This is a genomic window from Bacillus sp. JJ722, from assembly GCF_036963345.1.
GTDB lineage: Bacteria > Bacillota > Bacilli > Bacillales > DSM-1321 > Bacillus_AD.
In genome coordinates this window covers 1-17,833 of the sequence record NZ_JBALMO010000069.1, presented here as the reverse complement: position 1 = coordinate 17,833, position 17,833 = coordinate 1, and the positions used below count along the sequence as shown (strand labels likewise).

Here is a 17,833-nt window from a genome sequence, read left to right as displayed (position 1 = left end):
ATGTTGACTTATCGTAGGGAGGTTGTTGAAGTCCACTAGGAGCTGGGCGCTGGAGCTAGACATCAAGCAATACTTTCTTATCTTTTGAAAAAAGAAACCCCTCAATAGAGGGATTTCTTTTTATATATAGAAAAATAAATAAATTGCTTTATACATATAGGAGGCTAAGTATGTTAGATATTACTGAAATCAAAAAAATTATCCCTCATCGTTACCCGTTTTTATTGGTGGACAAAATTGTTGAATTAGAAGAAGGCAAGCGTGCGGTTGGAATTAAGAATGTAACAGCAAATGAAGAGTTCTTCAACGGTCATTTTCCAGACTACCCTGTTATGCCAGGTGTTTTAATTATTGAAGCTTTAGCTCAAGTTGGTGCTGTTGCTCTTCTAAAGAAAGAAGAAAATCAAGGGAAAATTGGTTTTTTAGCTGGTATCGATAATTGTCGTATTAAGAAGCAAGTGAAACCAGGTGATCAATTAAGATTAGAGGTAGAATTAACTCGTTTACGCAGTACGTTTGGTAAAGGGAAAGCAGTAGCAACCGTAGACGGTGAAGTAGCATGTGAGGTAGAAATCTCTTTTGCACTAGGCGATAAATAACATATATTACAAGAAAAAGACAAATATGATATAGACTTTACAGCTTGTAACATAGCGTAGGTCACAAGTATTAATTATATTGAAAAAGGTTTACCTTCTAAAAATTATCCGTATAATAAGTAATATTGTTCATTCTTTTTATGGAATGAATAATTGTGGATGATGATAATTATTTAATTATATGGTTGGTAAGCCAGAATCATTCACCCGTTGGTAGACTGAATCCTAGTGGTTCAGTCTTTTTTTATGGAATAATTCTGATGTTTATTTATTATCCTAATATAACATCGATACGCTTATGTTATAAATTTATCCATAATATTGCTGAATGCATCTTTATTCGAAAATACCGGTTTTTATGTGATGTACAAAATGTGTGCAAGCATTTGTTTTACTTAGGAAACGGTAATGCTAACGAATTGAAAGTAGCGGCTCCTTTTATTTATCATCTCCAGTAATAGCAAATCATCTACTGTTAACGTTTGGTATTTATACATTAAAAAACATAAATGACTTTTATGAAATCGTGTAACATTTTTCGCTTTTCAGGGCAAAATACGAACTGACGCTTACATAGGTCAACAATATTTTCTTGAAAGGAGGAAAACAAAATGAATAAGAAGTTATTAACATTATTAAGTGGCTGCGCTTTATCAGCTATGTTGTTAACTGGCTGTGGTGACAATGATGATAATGATATGAACGATAATAACCCTGATGTAAATGATGTTCAGGAAAACGTAGAAGAAGGTGCAAATGACGTTCAAGAGAACATCGAAGAAGGTGTAAACGACGTTCAGGACAATGTAAATGGCAATGACGTAAATGATAATAACGTAAATGACAATGACGTAAATGACAATGATAATGATCTTGTTCCTGATGGTGATAACGTTGATGATAATGTAGATAATGATACTACTACAGATAACGACAACGTTAAAGACAAAAATGTAAAGTAATTTCAAGGTATGCGACATGAAATAATAATTGAATAAATGTTGTAAAAGTTAGGTAGGTTGTTTTTTCAACCTACCTTTTTGCTTTTAAATCAATTTGTTTTTCTCAAATTTGTCATACAATGTTACAATCTATATATTGACCTTGATGGTGTAATCCGAAAAATGTGGTAAAATGGTAATGGTCACAAACTTAGTGAATTCCGTCGAAAAATGTCACGGCAATTCTTTAGTAAAATTATTAGGATTTTTTAAATGAGAATTACAATAAGATATAGAAAATAAGGGTAAAGTGTGGAAACTAAGTCCCTTTTGGTTGTGTGTTACTGAATACATAAAAAATTAGTAACTGTTAATTTTTTCTATATGTTTAGGATTTAATTTATGTTAGTATTTTAACAAAATTATGTAACAGGGGGTATGGAGGTTACATGTTGAAAAATCTTTCACCTGGGATGAAAATCAGCATTAGTCGATCCATTTATACAGCGTTTGAAAATTATATGAATTCCATTCAGTGGAATGAAGACAAAGCTAATATTGAACACTTTGTGCAAGAATGGAGAGAGTATATTGTTCAGCATGCTTCTTGGTATGAGAAGATAGATGATGAGATTAAAGCAGACCCAGCCTTTCACTCAGCGTTAGCAAATAAAATTAATCAAACGATTGATAAAATTCTTAATGAAGTACCAACTGATGAGCAGATGGCAGAGATAGAAAATTTACATAAACAAGCTGGTACAAAAGAGTATGCGTATTCTTGTCGAGCAGAAGCACGTTATATTATTGATCAATTGCAAAAGATTATAAAAAAAAACTAGAGTTAAACGAGCAAGCTAGTGATCTAGAATTAACAGAAGCGGTAGTAATCTATCATTTAGCTTATAATGAAGAACTACCAATTCGTAACTATACAAAAGCTGATGTACAATACATCATCGAGCAATGTAATTTGAAATTGCTGAACCCTGACTTTGATTTTATGAAGTCAGATATCATTCATTAATCGACTTAAACTTTATATAATTTTAAAATAAAGAAGCTATTGCCTAGAGGAATAGCTTCTTTTAAATGTATAAATACTTATTTCTTAGCAGCAGAGATACTCGGACGTATCAGTATTTTTTCTTTGAACTCACGAATTAAATGATCTCCGTTTAATCCCTTTTTGATTAATTTTTCTAGTAATAATCCAGCAAATTCGGCTTGATTGGATACGATACATCCTTCGAACAATACACTGTAATATTGATCAACTTGCTTAATGGTTAAAATCTCGGTGTCAAATGTAGCTGGGGAGTTTTCTTTCTTCGTAATAACGACTTGGATACGTGCGTGGTATTGTCCTTTGGTTGCCTGTAAGAGGAGATCGTAGTTCTCCTTGTTAATAAAGCCTTCAAGTAACCAGCGATTATGTTCGTCTTCTTTGTTGATGATTAAACCTTCTGTTAATTCAATATCAACTAGCTCTTCCTCAGAGGTTACAACTTGTAAAGATACAAGTTTAAATGATTTCACAGTATCCCTCCGTTCCATTGTAAACTTTCTATAATTAGGCTTTAATGTTTTTCTAATTATAGCATAGAACTTTTGCATTTAAAGAAATCCCATACGAACTGACAAATTTTTTACAATTCGTGCAAAAAAAGTAGAATTAGAAAAAATAGAACTTTGATTAGTACAGACATCCTTCAAAATTTCATTTTTCATTTAATAAAGTTCCTTTTTCTCTTGAATTGTATACTTATATGCACTCTTCGTTAGTTTGGCAATTAAACTATTTGTCAGTAAGATAATGATGTGCAAAACCTTAAACAAGAAAGGGGGAGAGTCTTGAATCAAGTTATTCTAGTAGGGAGATTAACGAAAGATCCCGATTTGCGTTATACGCCTAACGGTCATGCAATTACCAATGTAACGCTAGCTCTTAATCGAAGATACAAACAAAATACGGGAGAGTCCATTACTGATTTTGTTCCATGTATCATTTGGAATAGAGCAGCTGAAAACACAGCTCAATATTGTCGCAAAGGTGCTTTAATTGGTATAACAGGAAGGATTCAGACAAGGGTATACGATAATCAAGAGCAAAAGAGAGTGTATGTAACAGAAGTTGTAGCGGACAGTGTCAAATTCCTTGAAAGTAAACGAACGGATTCAAATGTTGCTTCACGAACGATGGAAGGTTAAATGAATATAGTTTCAAGGAGGTGAAGAGGAATCAGGAAAGAAGGGAAACTATGGAACAAGATAAATTACTCCGAATGGAACGATTAATTAGTGACTTAATTAAATTCACCGCGCAATCACATGTGAAGGTATGCTCATACGAAGAGCAAATTCAACAATTAAAGAAGCAAATACTCAGCATAGAAGAATACGTACTTGTATTATTGGAAAAGGAAAACACTCATCATAATCCTCTAGTCCCATCAAAATCGTTCTTACTACCACACTCTACAAAAGAAAGCTGAATTTCGCTTATTTCCCATTAAACAAATTGATATCCCCTAAAATTGCCCCGTAACAAATCTTCTAACTCCTCTATAGAAAAAGAGAATCGTTTTGAACCCTCTATTGATGGGACTGCTATACGCAGTCTATTTTTTTGAGCGTAAAAAGAGACTACCAAATGACCCAATGGTAGCCTCTTAATAAAAAGATATGGATTTGATGTTAACCTTGTAGTGAAACAAGTTCTTTAATTTCTTCTGTACTCATTTCTGTGATCCAATTTTCACCTGAAATAATTTCATCATTCAATGCTTGTTTTTGATCGAGCATTTTATCAATCTTCTCTTCTAAAGTACCTGTACAAATGAGCTTGTGAACATGTACGAATCGATTTTGACCAATTCGATAAGCTCGGTCAGTAGCTTGGTTTTCAACGGCTGGGTTCCACCAACGATCGTAATGGATTACGTGATTCGCTGCTGTTAAGTTTAAACCAGTACCACCTGCTTTGAGCGAAAGAATGAATATAGGAAATTCACCATTTTGGAAGCTTTCTATCATGTTATCGCGTTGCTTCTTAGCAAGGCTACCATTCAGGAAGGGAACTTCATGACCGTAAGCTTTCTGCAAGAGATCACGAATCATTTCACCCATTCCAATATATTGGGTGAAAATTAAACAGCTTTCTTTCTGTTCGATGACGGCATCAACAAGTTCGAATAATTTCTCAAGTTTACCAGAACGAATGCGAGCTTGATGATCATCTTCTTCTTTCAAGTAAAGGGCAGGGTGGTTACAAAGTTGTTTTAACCTGCCGATCATTTGGAGAATGAGTCCTTTTCGCTCAAATCCATTCAGCTTCTCAAGTTGTTTAAAGGTGTCATTAATTAATTGCTCATATAATGACGCTTGTTCAGAAGTAAGTGGAACAAATTCCTTTTGTTCAATCTTATCCGGTAAATTAAGGGCTACATCCTTGTCTTTTTTCGTTCGTCGCAGTAAGAATGGTTGAATAATATTTTGAAGCTCTCTAATTTTCTCTTGCTGCCCGTCGCGTTCGATGCTGGTCACGAATTGATCCTGGAATGTCTTCAGCGATCCTAAATAACCTTTATTAATAAAGTCAAAAATAGCCCACAGTTCACTTAGACGGTTTTCCATAGGAGTACCCGTTAATGCGATTTGATGTACGCCTTTTAATTTGCGCACAGAACGTGATTGTTTTGTAGCTGCGTTTTTAATATTTTGTGCTTCATCTATAATGACACTATTCCAGTACAGTGAACTCATTTCTTCGTGATCGATATGTGTCATACCATAAGAAGTTAGAATAACATCATAGTCATTTACGAATGCTTCGAAGTTCTCCCCTTTAGGGCGTTGTGACCCATAGTATAAAGCTACCTTCAAGGAAGGTGCGAAGCGCTCTAATTCCTTTTGCCAGTTGCCTAGTACGGATGTTGGGCAAACAATTAAAGTAGCTTTTGTTGCAAGTGGCTTTTCTATAAAACGAGAGTCATTTTGCATGGAAAGAATGTAAGAAATAACTTGCACTGTTTTTCCGAGTCCCATATCATCTGCTAAACAAGCTCCAAAGCCATGCTTCCTTAAGAAGAGAAGCCAGCTTAACCCTTGAATTTGGTAGGGGCGTAATTCACCATGTAACGTAGTGGGTGGTTGCACAGTTGGAATTTGCTTCACTTCTCGTAGGGCGCTAAACATTTTTCTCAGTTCTTGATTTAATTCGAATTGGATTTTCAACAATTCGTTCATATCTTCATTGTCTTCTTCCATCTCGTTGTTCATCAATTCTTGATAGAATAATTCGCTTAAAGGTATACCTTTCTTCTCTGCGGTCTTCATCATATGTTGTATTTGACGTATGAGTTCAGGGTCCAATTTAACCCATTGTCCATTTACATAAATGAGGCGTCGTTTATCACTCACCATTTGTCTGAATTCCTCTTCGGTGAGTTCAGCTCCGTTCATGGAAATTCGCCAATCAAAGTCCATTAAAGATTGTAAGCCAACAAACGAAGGGCCATGTGAAGAAGTGCTTTTGACTTTTGCTTTTAATTTAAGTGAAGACTGTTTTAATTCTGTCCACCAAGATGGAAGTAGAATGGTAGCACCGATAAATAATAGTTTTTCACTCGCTTCTGTTAAGAAAATCCATGCTTCCTCTTCAGTCAATTCCGTTTTAAACTGACCATATTCTTCAAGGCTTGGTACAAGTTTGAGCCAACTAGCTATATCTTCTTCGATATTTTGTTCATAAGCAGACCATGCTTTCGGTAGTTTATGCTTACCATATATTTTAATAAGGTCCTCTTTCTTAGTGGAGCGAACAATTACTTCAAGCGACCATAAACCGTCGTCACCGTCACTTGGTTCAATTAAACGTAAGCCAGTCGAGAATGGCAATTCATTTTCTTCGATTCCTATCCATTTCTTCCAGCGATCTTCTGTAAAATAATCCTGTAATTCTTTAGTGGTTAATTCGGCTTGCTGCAATGATTGGACAGCTGTATTCCACTTTTCTTTTGTTAATGGATTTTGATGTAGACTTTCTTGAATGGCGTTGTTAAACCATTTTTCCACAAAGTCATAAGTTGTAATGGTACTTTCAGAAAAAGGTTGTGTTTGTTGCCAAAATTCTTCATCGAATTCTTCAAGTACTTTAGTTGGTAACGTCCATCCTATTGCTTGTTCTTCTAAGTTAGTGAAATCAGGTACAGGTATGCCATCATCCATTACTTCTTGTAAGGAAGGAGCGGCTGTTAAGCAAAGGAAAGATAGTTCATCCCAATTCCATTCAATAAAAGAAAGAAAGTGATCTTGTGCGTATAAAGAAAGAAGGCCAAAAGCATCGAGCTTTATTCCTTCTACATCGTTTATTTCCATTATGTGAAGCAAGCTTCCGTAAAAGCTTGCTTCATCCCAAGCGAATAGCTGTTTTGCATAACGTTTAGGTTGAAGAAATTCACCATTTTTATCATAGGCAGTGAGGAAGTATTCTCCTGTCTGTAAGAGTTCCGTGTGTACGGTAATATTATTCAGCATGAATTAGCTTACCCCTTTTCAACTCTTCTTGAAAGGCACGCAATCTTGTGTTTGAAGACTGAATTTGATTGATATACCTTTCCCATTGGTCCATTTTCTTTTGCTTTTTGTAAATTGTACGTATTTTTTTTAAGTAACGAACCGCTGCACGATAGCTTTGGCGATTTTTACTTTCAATTTTCTCATTTACGAGACTTGTATATAAAGGTAATAATAGCGACGGGTCACTTTCTTGAACCATTTTGATTTCGTCTTTTGATATATATTCAAGTTCAACATTGTTATAAATGCAAAGTTCAATCCACTTTCGATACCTCTGACAATCAAGTAAATAATTACTGTAATAAATGAATGAATAGGGTAGACAAACTTCACAAAACTTCTCGAATAGATCGGTTCGCTTATTGGTTACACAATATTTCCTAACACGTGGAAGGAAGAATTGAATGGTTTCTTTTCTTTGATAATGGCTTGATGCATATGTGATATACGCATCGATATTGTGAATAACAAACTTGAGAAACGGTTCTGCTTTTTGTTCATCGAAATACCGTATCCAATACGTTAATAAAGGATAATCCTTTGGGTGTAATTTATTGAGAAGCTTTGTAACAATTTCCGTATCTCCAGTTAAGAAGGAAAGGTGAATTGTCGCAGCTACTAAAGATTCGTTTGATTCGGAAGCAAGCTGTCCATTTAACTGATGTAACTCATCATTTCTCCATTGTTTTTCTTTAAGCAAATGAGTCCAAATAGCTCTGTATAAGTCTAGGCTAGATTGAGCTAATGCGCCTTTTTCCTTGAGTAGTTCAGTCAGGTCATTACGGATTTCTCCATAGAACTGATCAAATGCGAATGGTCTTGAAATACGAGTTAACTGTTCCATTAAATAAATCATATTTTCAACTAGTTCCTGTGCTTCTTCCTCTAAAAAGTTGCGAGCAGGCACACCTGTTTCATTCTTGTTAATACTGCGTAAAATGAACAAATAAGTTTGGAAGTAGCCTACAAATAGGTAAAGCATTTTCCAAGTTGATTCTATTGGCATTTTGGCTTTAAGCCTTTGAAAATAAACATCCCATTTAGATGATAATGTATATGCCGGCTGTTGTAAGTGATAGCCGATGTGTAAAGTGAATGTATCTTCCATGAAAGCTTTCCAAGAGGCATATGTCTTTTCAATCGGTTTATCTTCTTGAAATAGTTCTTTTGCTTTCTGTAATTGCAGTGAATTACGCGTTATGGTATTTTCACTTTTCTCGTTTTTCCATTCTTGAATCCAATTGCTCACAGAAGCAATCTCCGCATAATATGTGAAGAATGTCGCTAGTTGATGGCGACAAAAAGTCGCTTGCTTACATGAGCAGCTGCTATTCGTTGGATTTGTTAAGTCAAGTTTTACTTGGCAGGGTATAACATCTTGTACAGATGCCGTAATATTGTCTTGTTCTTCTTGTTTTTGATAAACCATGTTTTGTCTGTAAAGTAGTAGACCACGCTGTACCGCTACAACATCTTCAGGTACTTGTGGACTGACAATTTCCCGTAGTTCTTTACCAAAGAACAGCAACGCGTCTGACATTCTTTTAACCTCCAACTAATTCTTTTTCAATATCCTAAAGTATAGGCAATAAATAGGCGTTTTTGACCTACATAAATACATTTTTAAGAAAAAGCATATTCTTTTATTATACTTGAAATGGAATGCTTTTTAAAAGAACGGCTCATATGCTTGACTTCAAGCTATTTACGCTTGAAAGGTTTAACTCATTATGTGGAAAGGGTAAGAAAGGGTAAGAATGAATCGGAAGCGAGTGGCGAGTGTAAATGGCAACGGAAGAGATGGAGAAGGACGGTAGTGAGTATATGGATGGTGCGCAATTTCAATTCATGTTTCCATTTAAATTGAAGGATAACGTGAATAAAAAGCTAATTCGTAGTCTTTTAGAAGATGACTTTGAATTTTTTTATTTAAAAAATCTAGAACAGGAAAGCAAATTTTATGGTGACCATAAAGTATCGCATCGAAGCTTGGAACAATTCTTTCTTCCTAACATAGAAAACATATTGTTTCCTACCTCTATACATAAGCAGGAATGTTTGAGACGTTTTTCAAAAACCATTAATTTGCACTGTGAGCTAACTTCAAAAAAAATTAAAACACCATTTGATATATTATCTTTGGACATTATTATTTGCCCTTATCAAATAGGAATCATGAATATTCGAGTAGTCCTGCCAAAGAGGATGTCATTATCGGACACACTTCAATTTAGTGATGAATTCAGAGTGATGGAGCCCATAATTGATGATGATCAAACACACCGAATTCTTTATAATGACCAAAGTTTTGATAAGGTGAGAGACTTTATTTTTACCATTCTTTGTTCAAACATACGTAGGTATATTGATGATGAGGATCAAAATTCATCGTACTTCGGGAGTTTACCGTTCTTTATGGATGAAAGAATGTATGTCATTTCTTATATATCTATGGAAGAAGATAGTACTGTAACACCTACAGAACTGTTCCGCATCGGCCATTTATATGGATATAGCGATGATGGATCACCACTAATTGGGGCCAATAACCCGGAGTATATTAAACGGTATTATGAAAAGAATGTGCATGACCGCTGGGCGGATGAAACATATTATGTGGTGAGCGACTATACCTTTTCATGTGTGACGAAAAGTCAGAACGATAAATTGCAAGAAGTGTTATCCAATGCAATGTATGGTAAGCACTTTTATTCCATCCTTCTCTATTTCTTCTATAAAATTGTTTTAATGAAACTAACGTATGAGCAATCAGAAATTAAAATAGATAAAGATCAAGATCGTATTGAGGATTTGATTGTTAAGATTACCACATTCTCTTCAAGATACTTCTCTCCAGAAGTCAATAGTAGTACTCATGGTAAGGAAATCTTTCAAATAGTGAAAAACGTATATCAAATTGATTATTTATATAATCATGTTAAGAAAACATTAGAAACGCAATATCAAAATCACGAAAAACTTACCTCAAAACGCCACAATTATTTATTACAAATACTGACGATATATACAGTCATTTCTGGAATATATGGAATGAATCTAGTAATTGAAGATTGGAAGGGAGAAATTAAGTGGGAGGCAATTTGGAGTTATACTTTCTTTGAATGGATTTCCTTCCTTGTAGCGATTTCAGGAATTGTGGTGGGAATGATCTTAGGTATACATGCCCTTAGAAAGTGGATTGTTCAATATTTAAGAAATAATGATTAACAAAAGAAGTGTTTGCAAAGTTTCCCTACTTTGCGAATGCTTCTTTTTTGGTTATTTTATTCTAAATATGTAAGTCTCAATCGAGAGCATGCGTTAGGTAAATGGAAATAAAAGATAAATATATTACATTTATATTACTATATGGTAATAATAAGGTATTTTTCCCAATTGTTAAATCATGTTTTGTTATACTAATGAACTGTGAAGGGTGAAATAGTTTGATTTTATTCAAGTTATTCACTGTATGTACATAATAATTTGTCGTAAAAGTACGATATGTTATATGAGGGCATTAGCTATTTGTTTATATAAATAGATAGATGACACAAAGAGAATGTCGAGAGAACTATGGTAAAACATAGAAAAGTGTAGAAAAGGGAGGAAATTTAATTCAATGAGAGCTGTAAAACTACTACTTTGTCTCGTGCTAGCCATGTCGACGGTTTTAACGATTGGTCAAACCAAATCGGAAGCAGCAACAAGTTTTAAAGACATAAGCTCATCACATCGAGCTTACAAAGAAATTACATATCTTGGACAAGGAGATATTGTAACTGGTGATACGAAAGGAAACTTTGTTCCTAATACTCATGTAACGCGTGGAGAAGCAGCGGCTATGATTGGACGTGCTTTGAACTTGAATGGAACGAAAAGAGCAACATCTTTTAAAGATGTTGGTTCTAGCAACTTTGCATCTGGTTACATTCAATCCGCTGTAGACAAAAAGATTCTTTCTGGTTACAGCGATGGAACATTCAGACCTTATGCAAAAGTAACGCGTGGAGAAATGGCGGTTATGATCAGTAAAGCTTTCAATTATAGCTTTGGAAATACTGTATCAGGTGCAGCTAACGCGTTGAAGTCAAGAGGAATTGCGGAAGGTATGGCAGACGGCTCATTCGGTGCAGATAAAAACATTATTCGAGCTGACTTTGCTGTTTTCCTAGCGAGATCGATTGACTACAAGTTGCGCACGAAGCCAACTATTACATTCTCAGGATCGAAATATGTAAATGTTGATTCACTGAATGTTAGAAAAGGTCCTTCAACTAAATACGGTACCGTTGGTGCTTTAAAATATAATACCAAGGTTGAAATTGGCTATAAAGTAGGAACATGGACTTTAGTTAAATCTGGAAATACTATTGGATTTGTGCTAGATTCATATTTAGTAAGTAATATTTCTTCTGGTGGCGAAAGCGGTACTGGTGGTGGTAATTCGCTTGCATCACAAGTTATCGTAATTGATCCAGGTCATGGTGGAAAAGATCCAGGCGCTGTAGGTTATAAATTACAAGAGAAGTTTGTAGTACTTGATACAGGATTACGCCTAAAGAAATTATTAGAACAAACACCATTTACGGTGAAATATACGAGAGAAACAGATGTGTTCGTTGAATTGTCAGAGCGTGTAGCATTTGCTAAACGTAATAAAGCAAATACATTTGTAAGTATTCATGCTAATGCTTACAATGGTAGCGCGAGCGGTTCAGAAACATATTATTATGATACAGCAAGAGCAGTAAATCCAAATACAAAAGATAGTAGACTACTTGCAGAGAAGATTCAAGCTCGATTAGTTGTAGCAATGGGAACAAAAGATCGTGGGGAGAAACATGGTGATCTCCATGTTCTTCGTGAGAACTCTATGCCTGCAGTTTTAGTAGAATTAGGTTTCATAGATAATAAGTCAGATAATGCTAAATTGGCATCTCCATCATATCGCCAAAAAGCAGCAACGGCTATTTATCATGGTATTTTAGACTATTACAAAGCAAAAGGCTTTAATGTAAATGGTTTATATTAATTGTATGTATTAAAATTATTATTGAATTGAACAAAAAGGAGTCTATAAAAGGCTCCTTTTTTATAGATATATAATTCAAGGGGAGAAACTATGCGGAGATATAGTAGTAGTTTTCTAATCATTGCATTTATTATATTTTTTTCACCTCATACCTTTAGTGCCGATGTGAATGAACGACAATCATATGCGAGTAATCAATCCGTAGTTAAGCAAACCTTACAGGAGACAACTAGAGTCAACGTATTATTTAATAAGAAAGTTGATTACGAGCTTCTTAAGAAATATAAAACAACGGTTATACATACTTATCAAAAAATACCAGCTGTAACCGTCGAAATACAACCACAACTAATAGATTTACTCGCGCAAGAAGAATCGATTGAAAGCGTAAAAAAAGATCAGTTGGTTCAATCCCAAGCACAGACTGTTACTTGGGGTCATAGTAGTATAAATTTAGCCAAAAAATATCCATCTACCTTGTCAGGGGAAGGTGTCAAAATTGCAATTATTGATAGTGGAATAGATTATAATCATCCTGATTTAAAGGTAGCAGGAGGGAAATGTGTACTGGATCTATTAGATAATCCGGAAGTTTGTTCGCGATCCTTCTATGACGATGATGGACATGGTACGCATGTTGCGGGGATTATTGGAGCGCAAGATAATGATTTCGGCGCCTTAGGAGTAGCTCCAGGAGCATCTATCTATGGAATTAAAGCACTTGATAACAACGGAGATGGAACTACATCTTCCGTTATGGCTGCTCTTGACTGGTCATTGAAGAATAATATGGACATTATTAATATGAGTTTGACATATTCTCATGAGGAACCAGCCATTAAAGAGCTTATTCAGAAAGCTTATAATCAAGGAATATTAATCGTAGCAGCAGCTGGAAACAAGCGACATCCAACTGGTAAGGAGAATAACGTACAGTATCCTGGTAAATATCCAGAAGTCATTGCTGTCTCGTCACTAGGGAAGAATAATGACATCTATATTACTAGCTCAATTGGAAATGAAGTTGAGTTAACAGCTCCTGGTGGATCGATTTATAGTACAAAGCCAATCTCACAAAATAGCTATGGAACGATGTCTGGTACGTCTATGGCAGCTCCGTTCGTGACAGGAGTAGCCGCGTTATATATGGAGAAATATCCGACATTGGATAATGTAGAAATAAGAGAATTATTAAAGTTGAATGCGAAAGACTTAGGTATTCCAGGGAGAGATGTGAGGTTTGGCTACGGTCTGGTCCAAATGGATTCCGTCGTTCCTAACACAACGAATGTTGTAGTAGAAGAAAGTGAAGATGGTATTATTAATATTATCATTACACAATTACCAGAGAATGCAACAGGCTATAATCTATACCGTTTTGATAAGAAAATTATCTCGAATGGAACGGATAGGAAAATAGTCGATTATGGTTCTAGTGGAAAAATCCGTTATAAACTTGTTCCAATCATTAAAGGTAAAGAAGATCCAGCCCAGGCTAAACTATTTCACGCCGATCTATCATCACCAGTTATGAATGATATGAAGAATGAATATTGGTTTAACCGTAATGTGATGTATTTGAAACATGAAAATATCATGAATGGGTATGCATCGGGTGAAATCAAGCCTTTTCAACATATTACTAGAACAGAAGCTGTTATTCTATTAGTTAATGCATTAGGACTTCAACCAGAGCCAAGTGTTCTACCTTTTAAAGATGTAACACAGGATACTTTCGGAGCAGGACATATTGGAGCGGCAGTGAAAAATGGTATTTTGAAAGGTTTTCCTGATGGGACATTTCGTGGAGATGAATCTGTAACCCGTGCTGAGATGAGTATTATGATTGCTAATGGCTTTCATTTACCACCAGCAGAAGTATCAACTACTTCCTTTAAAGATGTTAATTCGAATGTAACAGGAAGTGAACAAATAAATCGTATGGCTTTTCATAAAATATCAGAAGGGTATGCGGATGGTACGTTTAAACCCTATGAGAAAATGACAAGAGGAACGTATGCAGTGTTCTTATCTAAAGCCAAAAATGAAAAGCTGAAGTAGAGGGAAGACACAGAACTCGTTAAAGAGATCTGTGTCTTTTTTATAGCCTTTTTCGTTACAATTTATCGGAAATTGTAGTATATTTAGAAACTATTTGCATGAAAAAGCTTAAAGAATGTCTGAAAACGGCGTATTCTGTAATTGTTTTGTAATGTAAACGTAAAATATTTAATTGGTTGAATCTGCTATCATAGAACTATCGTTAAATTATGGATTGTTTATTAAAATTTACTATGAAAAAGTTATGATTTTGGAGGTCTTCCATGAAGAAGCTAGTATACTTACTATTCACCACTATTATACTATTAACAGTTTTACCAACTGATGGAAAAGCAGCAGAATATACTGGGCAAGATGTTGTTAATGTCGCTAACAAATATAAAGGTGTTCCTTATAAATTTGGTGGAACAACTCCAAGTGGTTTCGATTGCTCAGGATTTTTAAGATATGTATTCAATAAAGTAGGTGTTTCTTTACCTCGTACTTCTGCTGAGCAGTATAACAAAGTAGGAAAGAAAGTCTCTCGAGACGACCTACAACCTGGTGATTTAGTATTTTTCTCAAATACATATAAACCTGGTATTTCACATGCTGGAATCTATGTTGGTAATAATAGTTTTATTAGTGCAACTTCAAGTGATGGTGTAGAAGTAGTAAGTTTAAACAATTCTTACTGGAAACCTAAATATACAGGTGCAAAACGTGTTTTCGAACCTAAGAAGCAACTACCTGCTGGAGAATTTGTTGATGTAGCTAAGAATCATTTTGCTTACACACCGGTGAAAACATTAAGTACAAAAGGCGTAGTGAATGGCTTTGAAGATGGAACTTTCCGTCCGAATAATGTCGTTACTAGAGGTCAAGCAGCAGCAATCGTGAACAATGTACTAAAGCATTCGCCAAAGAATATTCGTTCATTTAAAGATGTATCTACGAATAATCGTTTTGCAAAAGATATCGCAGCTATGAAAGAACTAGGTATTATCAGCGGTTACAATGATGGAACATATAGATCAGATAAAACGATGACAAGAATGGAAATGGCGTTAATTGTGAATAAAGCATTTAAATTGAATGACAATAAGATTTCAAATGCTAGTGATACTGCTGTATACAGTGACGTAAATCCATCATCTTTTGGTTCTGATGCAATTGCTACAATGCATTCGATTGATCGTACAAACGGATTTAAGACAAAAACATATCGTCCAAATGATAAAGCATTACGAGGCGAGTTCACAACAGCAGTTTATAATGGAGTGAATGCTCGTTAAAGTACGATTTTATTAAAATGACTTTAAGAACTTCATATTTGTGGCAAATCGGTTTAGAAGAGTTATAGTCGGGTTGCCACAAATATGAATATAGTTGATAGATAAAGCAATACGCACCTGAGGGTGTGTATTTTTTTTGTTCTGAAATGATCTACTATGATATATACCCTCAATCATCGTGTGTAATCTTCAATTCTGTATTTTTGTAACAAATTATTTAATAATTTAATTCGAAAAATTTACAAAGGCACCGATAAGTATATTAAGAAAGGAATAAGAAATTCAGTAGTTTTGAAGGGAGCTTATTAATGAAGAAGCTAGTTTCACTATTTTTAAGTCTAATGCTTTTAATTTATATGTTACCACTTTCGCAAGTTTACGCAGATGATATTACAGGGATTACATTGGAAAAAGAAATGCGAGATTTGATTCATAAAGGAATTATTGAAGGTTATGGAGAAGGAATTTATAAACCGTCGGAAAAAGTTAGTAGAGGGCAATTTGCGACTTTTCTTTCACGTGCACTCCATTTGCCTGAGGGCAAACATCAATTCGTAGATGTGTCTCCCCATTCAAGTTTAGCTCCGGGAATAAATGCCGCAGCATCCGCTGGCATTATTAAAGGTTATTCATCCAGTCGATTTGGACCTAATGATTTAGTAACACGTGAGCAAATGGCGGTTATGATTGATAAATCGCTTGATTACTTAAACATTGCAAAAGTAAAAGGAAAGCTCACATTTACAGACGAAAAATCAATCGTTTCATCTGAATCTAGACTTGCCGTATCGTATATGGTAGGTTTGAACATTATTTCTGGATATCCTAACCCTGGTGGAGTTGGCACATCATTTAAGCCGAAGAATCAGGCAACGCGAGCAGAAGCTTCGGCTTTTATTTCACGAATGCTAAGTCTAAAGGAATCTACTCCGAAGCCACCAACAACAGAACATCCTTATCGTATTGGAATAGTAAGTACAAATGGTACGATAACGCCAAGCAAGAACTCTTACAAAACATTTAGTGAAGCTAATAAAGCCATCACTAATACTGCTAATCAAGTGATCTTAAAAAATAATAAAGTAGTAAAAATGCGATATGGCATCGTTGTAAGTAAACCAGCTAAAGGAAATTCTACAACGGTTGTATATGAATCAGATATGAAAACTATTTATGCACCTGTTTCGGCAGGCAGTGAGTTAGAATATGTGACCTCAGATGATAGTAAAGTAACGGTCAAAGTAGCGGGAAGAACAGGTTATGTAAAACATAGTGATGTTACATTAATACCATCGCAAGCCATGAAAGGTCGTTCATACTATAGTGTGAATTCTGCAGGTGACTTAGTACATAATATTTTCAACCATGATACAGCAAAAACAAGTTCGTATATTTATGGCAAAGCGCCATCCGCTTTCAAACAAGATGTGAAATACATCAGTTGGAATGGATCAACTTTTAAAACAGAAAAAGGTACAGTGGTAGGGACGTTCCATCAATACTTCAACATGCTTCCTATTCGTACAAGCACTAAATATAGCGCAGCTGAATTAAATACATATATTGCAACAAAGCTAGCGGAGAAAGAAGCGCTATATCAAAATAATCCAAAAGGTTATGCGCGCTATAAAGATGCTACTAAGAAAAGTAAGCTAATTGGTCTCGGAACAATTGCGAAAGACTTTGAGAAATATCATAAGATTAATGCACTTGTTATTATCGGTATGGCCATTCACGAAAGCGATTATGGAATGAGTAAGCATGCACAAGAAAGCAATAATATTTTTGGAATAAAAGTTTATGATAGCAATCCCCAAAATGGTGCGGCATATGCTTCAATTCGTGATTGTGTAGCTTCACTTGTTAATAATTATTTAAACAAAAACTATATTCCTGTAAGCGGAGCTTATGCGAATGGTGGGATGGTAGGGAATAAAGCTCGAGGTATGAATGTTCGTTATGCTTCTGATCCTTATTGGGGTCAAAAAGTTGCCGGTCATATTTATCAATTAGACAAGGCGTTAGGAGGAAAGGATTTCTTGAAGAATCCTTCTCCATACAAAACCTATGAAACTACTACAGTCAATCTACATGTACGTTCATCAGCGGGGGTTACGAATTCAAATATGCTTTATACATATCCGAAGACTGGATATCCAGTCGCGGTAGTCGGTACAACAGCAGACAAAGAATGGTATAAGATATTATCAGATAGTAAAGGCGATAAATACGGGTATATTTCAACGCAATATACCAAGATACTACCAATAGCAAAATAATCATTTAACCACTCGATCATCGAGTGGTTTTTGTATGACCTTACACCTATGCCACTATATAAAT

13 protein-coding genes are annotated in these 17,833 nt (G+C 35.1%); 10 read left to right on the top strand and 3 right to left on the bottom strand.

All coding sequences use genetic code 11. The features are described from left to right. Positions 1-170 precede the first annotated feature (170 nt). From fabZ to V7014_RS10110, 3 genes are all read left to right on the top strand, one after another. Complete coding sequence (gene fabZ / locus V7014_RS10120; RefSeq protein ID WP_335506707.1) at positions 171-599, top strand: 3-hydroxyacyl-ACP dehydratase FabZ; 429 nt, start codon at positions 171-173, stop codon at positions 597-599. A gap of 611 nt (positions 600-1,210) precedes the next feature. Next, positions 1,211-1,561, top strand: a complete 351-nt coding sequence (locus V7014_RS10115; protein ID WP_335506705.1) for a hypothetical protein — start codon at positions 1,211-1,213, stop codon at positions 1,559-1,561. Between the two features lie 428 nt (positions 1,562-1,989). After that, on the top strand, positions 1,990-2,382 hold the full coding sequence (locus V7014_RS10110; RefSeq protein ID WP_335506703.1) for a hypothetical protein: 393 nt from the start codon (positions 1,990-1,992) through the stop codon (positions 2,380-2,382). Between the two features lie 262 nt (positions 2,383-2,644). Here V7014_RS10110 and V7014_RS10105 read toward each other — a convergent pair whose 3' ends face one another. Beyond that, positions 2,645-3,079, bottom strand: coding sequence for a YwpF family protein (locus V7014_RS10105; RefSeq protein ID WP_335506701.1), 435 nt, complete (start codon positions 3,077-3,079; stop codon positions 2,645-2,647). A gap of 315 nt (positions 3,080-3,394) precedes the next feature. Here V7014_RS10105 and V7014_RS10100 point away from each other — a divergent pair, with 315 nt between their 5' ends. Then, on the top strand, positions 3,395-3,751 hold the full coding sequence (locus V7014_RS10100) for a single-stranded DNA-binding protein (RefSeq protein WP_335506699.1): 357 nt from the start codon (positions 3,395-3,397) through the stop codon (positions 3,749-3,751). Between the two features lie 50 nt (positions 3,752-3,801). Further along, a complete protein-coding gene (locus tag V7014_RS10095) occupies positions 3,802-4,035 on the top strand; it encodes a hypothetical protein (protein ID WP_335506696.1) in 234 nt (77 codons plus the stop codon). Positions 4,036-4,237: 202 nt separating this feature from the next. On the opposite strand, the gene V7014_RS10090 is transcribed toward V7014_RS10095, so the two are convergent. Both V7014_RS10090 and V7014_RS10085 read right to left on the bottom strand, forming a co-directional pair. Beyond that, positions 4,238-7,078, bottom strand: a complete 2,841-nt coding sequence (locus tag V7014_RS10090) for a DEAD/DEAH box helicase (RefSeq protein WP_335506695.1) — start codon at positions 7,076-7,078, stop codon at positions 4,238-4,240. Continuing rightward, positions 7,068-8,660 carry an SWIM zinc finger family protein gene (locus V7014_RS10085; protein WP_335506693.1) on the bottom strand — a complete coding sequence of 531 codons (1,593 nt, stop codon included), beginning with the start codon at positions 8,658-8,660 and terminating at the stop codon, positions 7,068-7,070. The genes V7014_RS10090 and V7014_RS10085 overlap by 11 nt, the downstream gene beginning before the upstream one ends. A 245-nt stretch (positions 8,661-8,905) precedes the next feature. Here V7014_RS10085 and V7014_RS10080 point away from each other — a divergent pair, with 245 nt between their 5' ends. From V7014_RS10080 to V7014_RS10060, 5 genes are all read left to right on the top strand, one after another. Continuing rightward, complete coding sequence (locus V7014_RS10080; RefSeq protein ID WP_335506691.1) at positions 8,906-10,348, top strand: hypothetical protein; 1,443 nt, start codon at positions 8,906-8,908, stop codon at positions 10,346-10,348. A 394-nt stretch (positions 10,349-10,742) separates the two neighbouring features. After that, entirely contained in the window at positions 10,743-12,155 is a 1,413-nt protein-coding gene (locus tag V7014_RS10075) for an N-acetylmuramoyl-L-alanine amidase (RefSeq protein WP_335506689.1), read from the top strand. A 90-nt stretch (positions 12,156-12,245) separates the two neighbouring features. Beyond that, a complete protein-coding gene (locus V7014_RS10070) occupies positions 12,246-14,216 on the top strand; it encodes a S8 family peptidase (RefSeq protein ID WP_335506687.1) in 1,971 nt (656 codons plus the stop codon). A gap of 263 nt (positions 14,217-14,479) precedes the next feature. Next, positions 14,480-15,490, top strand: coding sequence for a C40 family peptidase (locus V7014_RS10065; RefSeq protein ID WP_335506685.1), 1,011 nt, complete (start codon positions 14,480-14,482; stop codon positions 15,488-15,490). A gap of 308 nt (positions 15,491-15,798) precedes the next feature. Then, positions 15,799-17,769 carry an S-layer homology domain-containing protein gene (locus V7014_RS10060; protein WP_335506683.1) on the top strand — a complete coding sequence of 657 codons (1,971 nt, stop codon included), beginning with the start codon at positions 15,799-15,801 and terminating at the stop codon, positions 17,767-17,769. Positions 17,770-17,833: the final 64 nt, after the last annotated feature.

Coding starts and splice junctions, on each gene's coding strand:
- fabZ (WP_335506707.1), top strand. CDS start 171: ATGTTAGATATTACTGAAATCAAAAAAATTATCCCTCATCGTTACCCG.
- V7014_RS10095 (WP_335506696.1), top strand. CDS start 3,802: ATGGAACAAGATAAATTACTCCGAATGGAACGATTAATTAGTGACTTA.
- V7014_RS10085 (WP_335506693.1), bottom strand. CDS start 8,660: ATGTCAGACGCGTTGCTGTTCTTTGGTAAAGAACTACGGGAAATTGTC.
- V7014_RS10090 (WP_335506695.1), bottom strand. CDS start 7,078: ATGCTGAATAATATTACCGTACACACGGAACTCTTACAGACAGGAGAA.
- V7014_RS10065 (WP_335506685.1), top strand. CDS start 14,480: ATGAAGAAGCTAGTATACTTACTATTCACCACTATTATACTATTAACA.
- V7014_RS10115 (WP_335506705.1), top strand. CDS start 1,211: ATGAATAAGAAGTTATTAACATTATTAAGTGGCTGCGCTTTATCAGCT.
- V7014_RS10060 (WP_335506683.1), top strand. CDS start 15,799: ATGAAGAAGCTAGTTTCACTATTTTTAAGTCTAATGCTTTTAATTTAT.
- V7014_RS10075 (WP_335506689.1), top strand. CDS start 10,743: ATGAGAGCTGTAAAACTACTACTTTGTCTCGTGCTAGCCATGTCGACG.
- V7014_RS10080 (WP_335506691.1), top strand. CDS start 8,906: ATGGCAACGGAAGAGATGGAGAAGGACGGTAGTGAGTATATGGATGGT.
- V7014_RS10070 (WP_335506687.1), top strand. CDS start 12,246: ATGCGGAGATATAGTAGTAGTTTTCTAATCATTGCATTTATTATATTT.
- V7014_RS10110 (WP_335506703.1), top strand. CDS start 1,990: ATGTTGAAAAATCTTTCACCTGGGATGAAAATCAGCATTAGTCGATCC.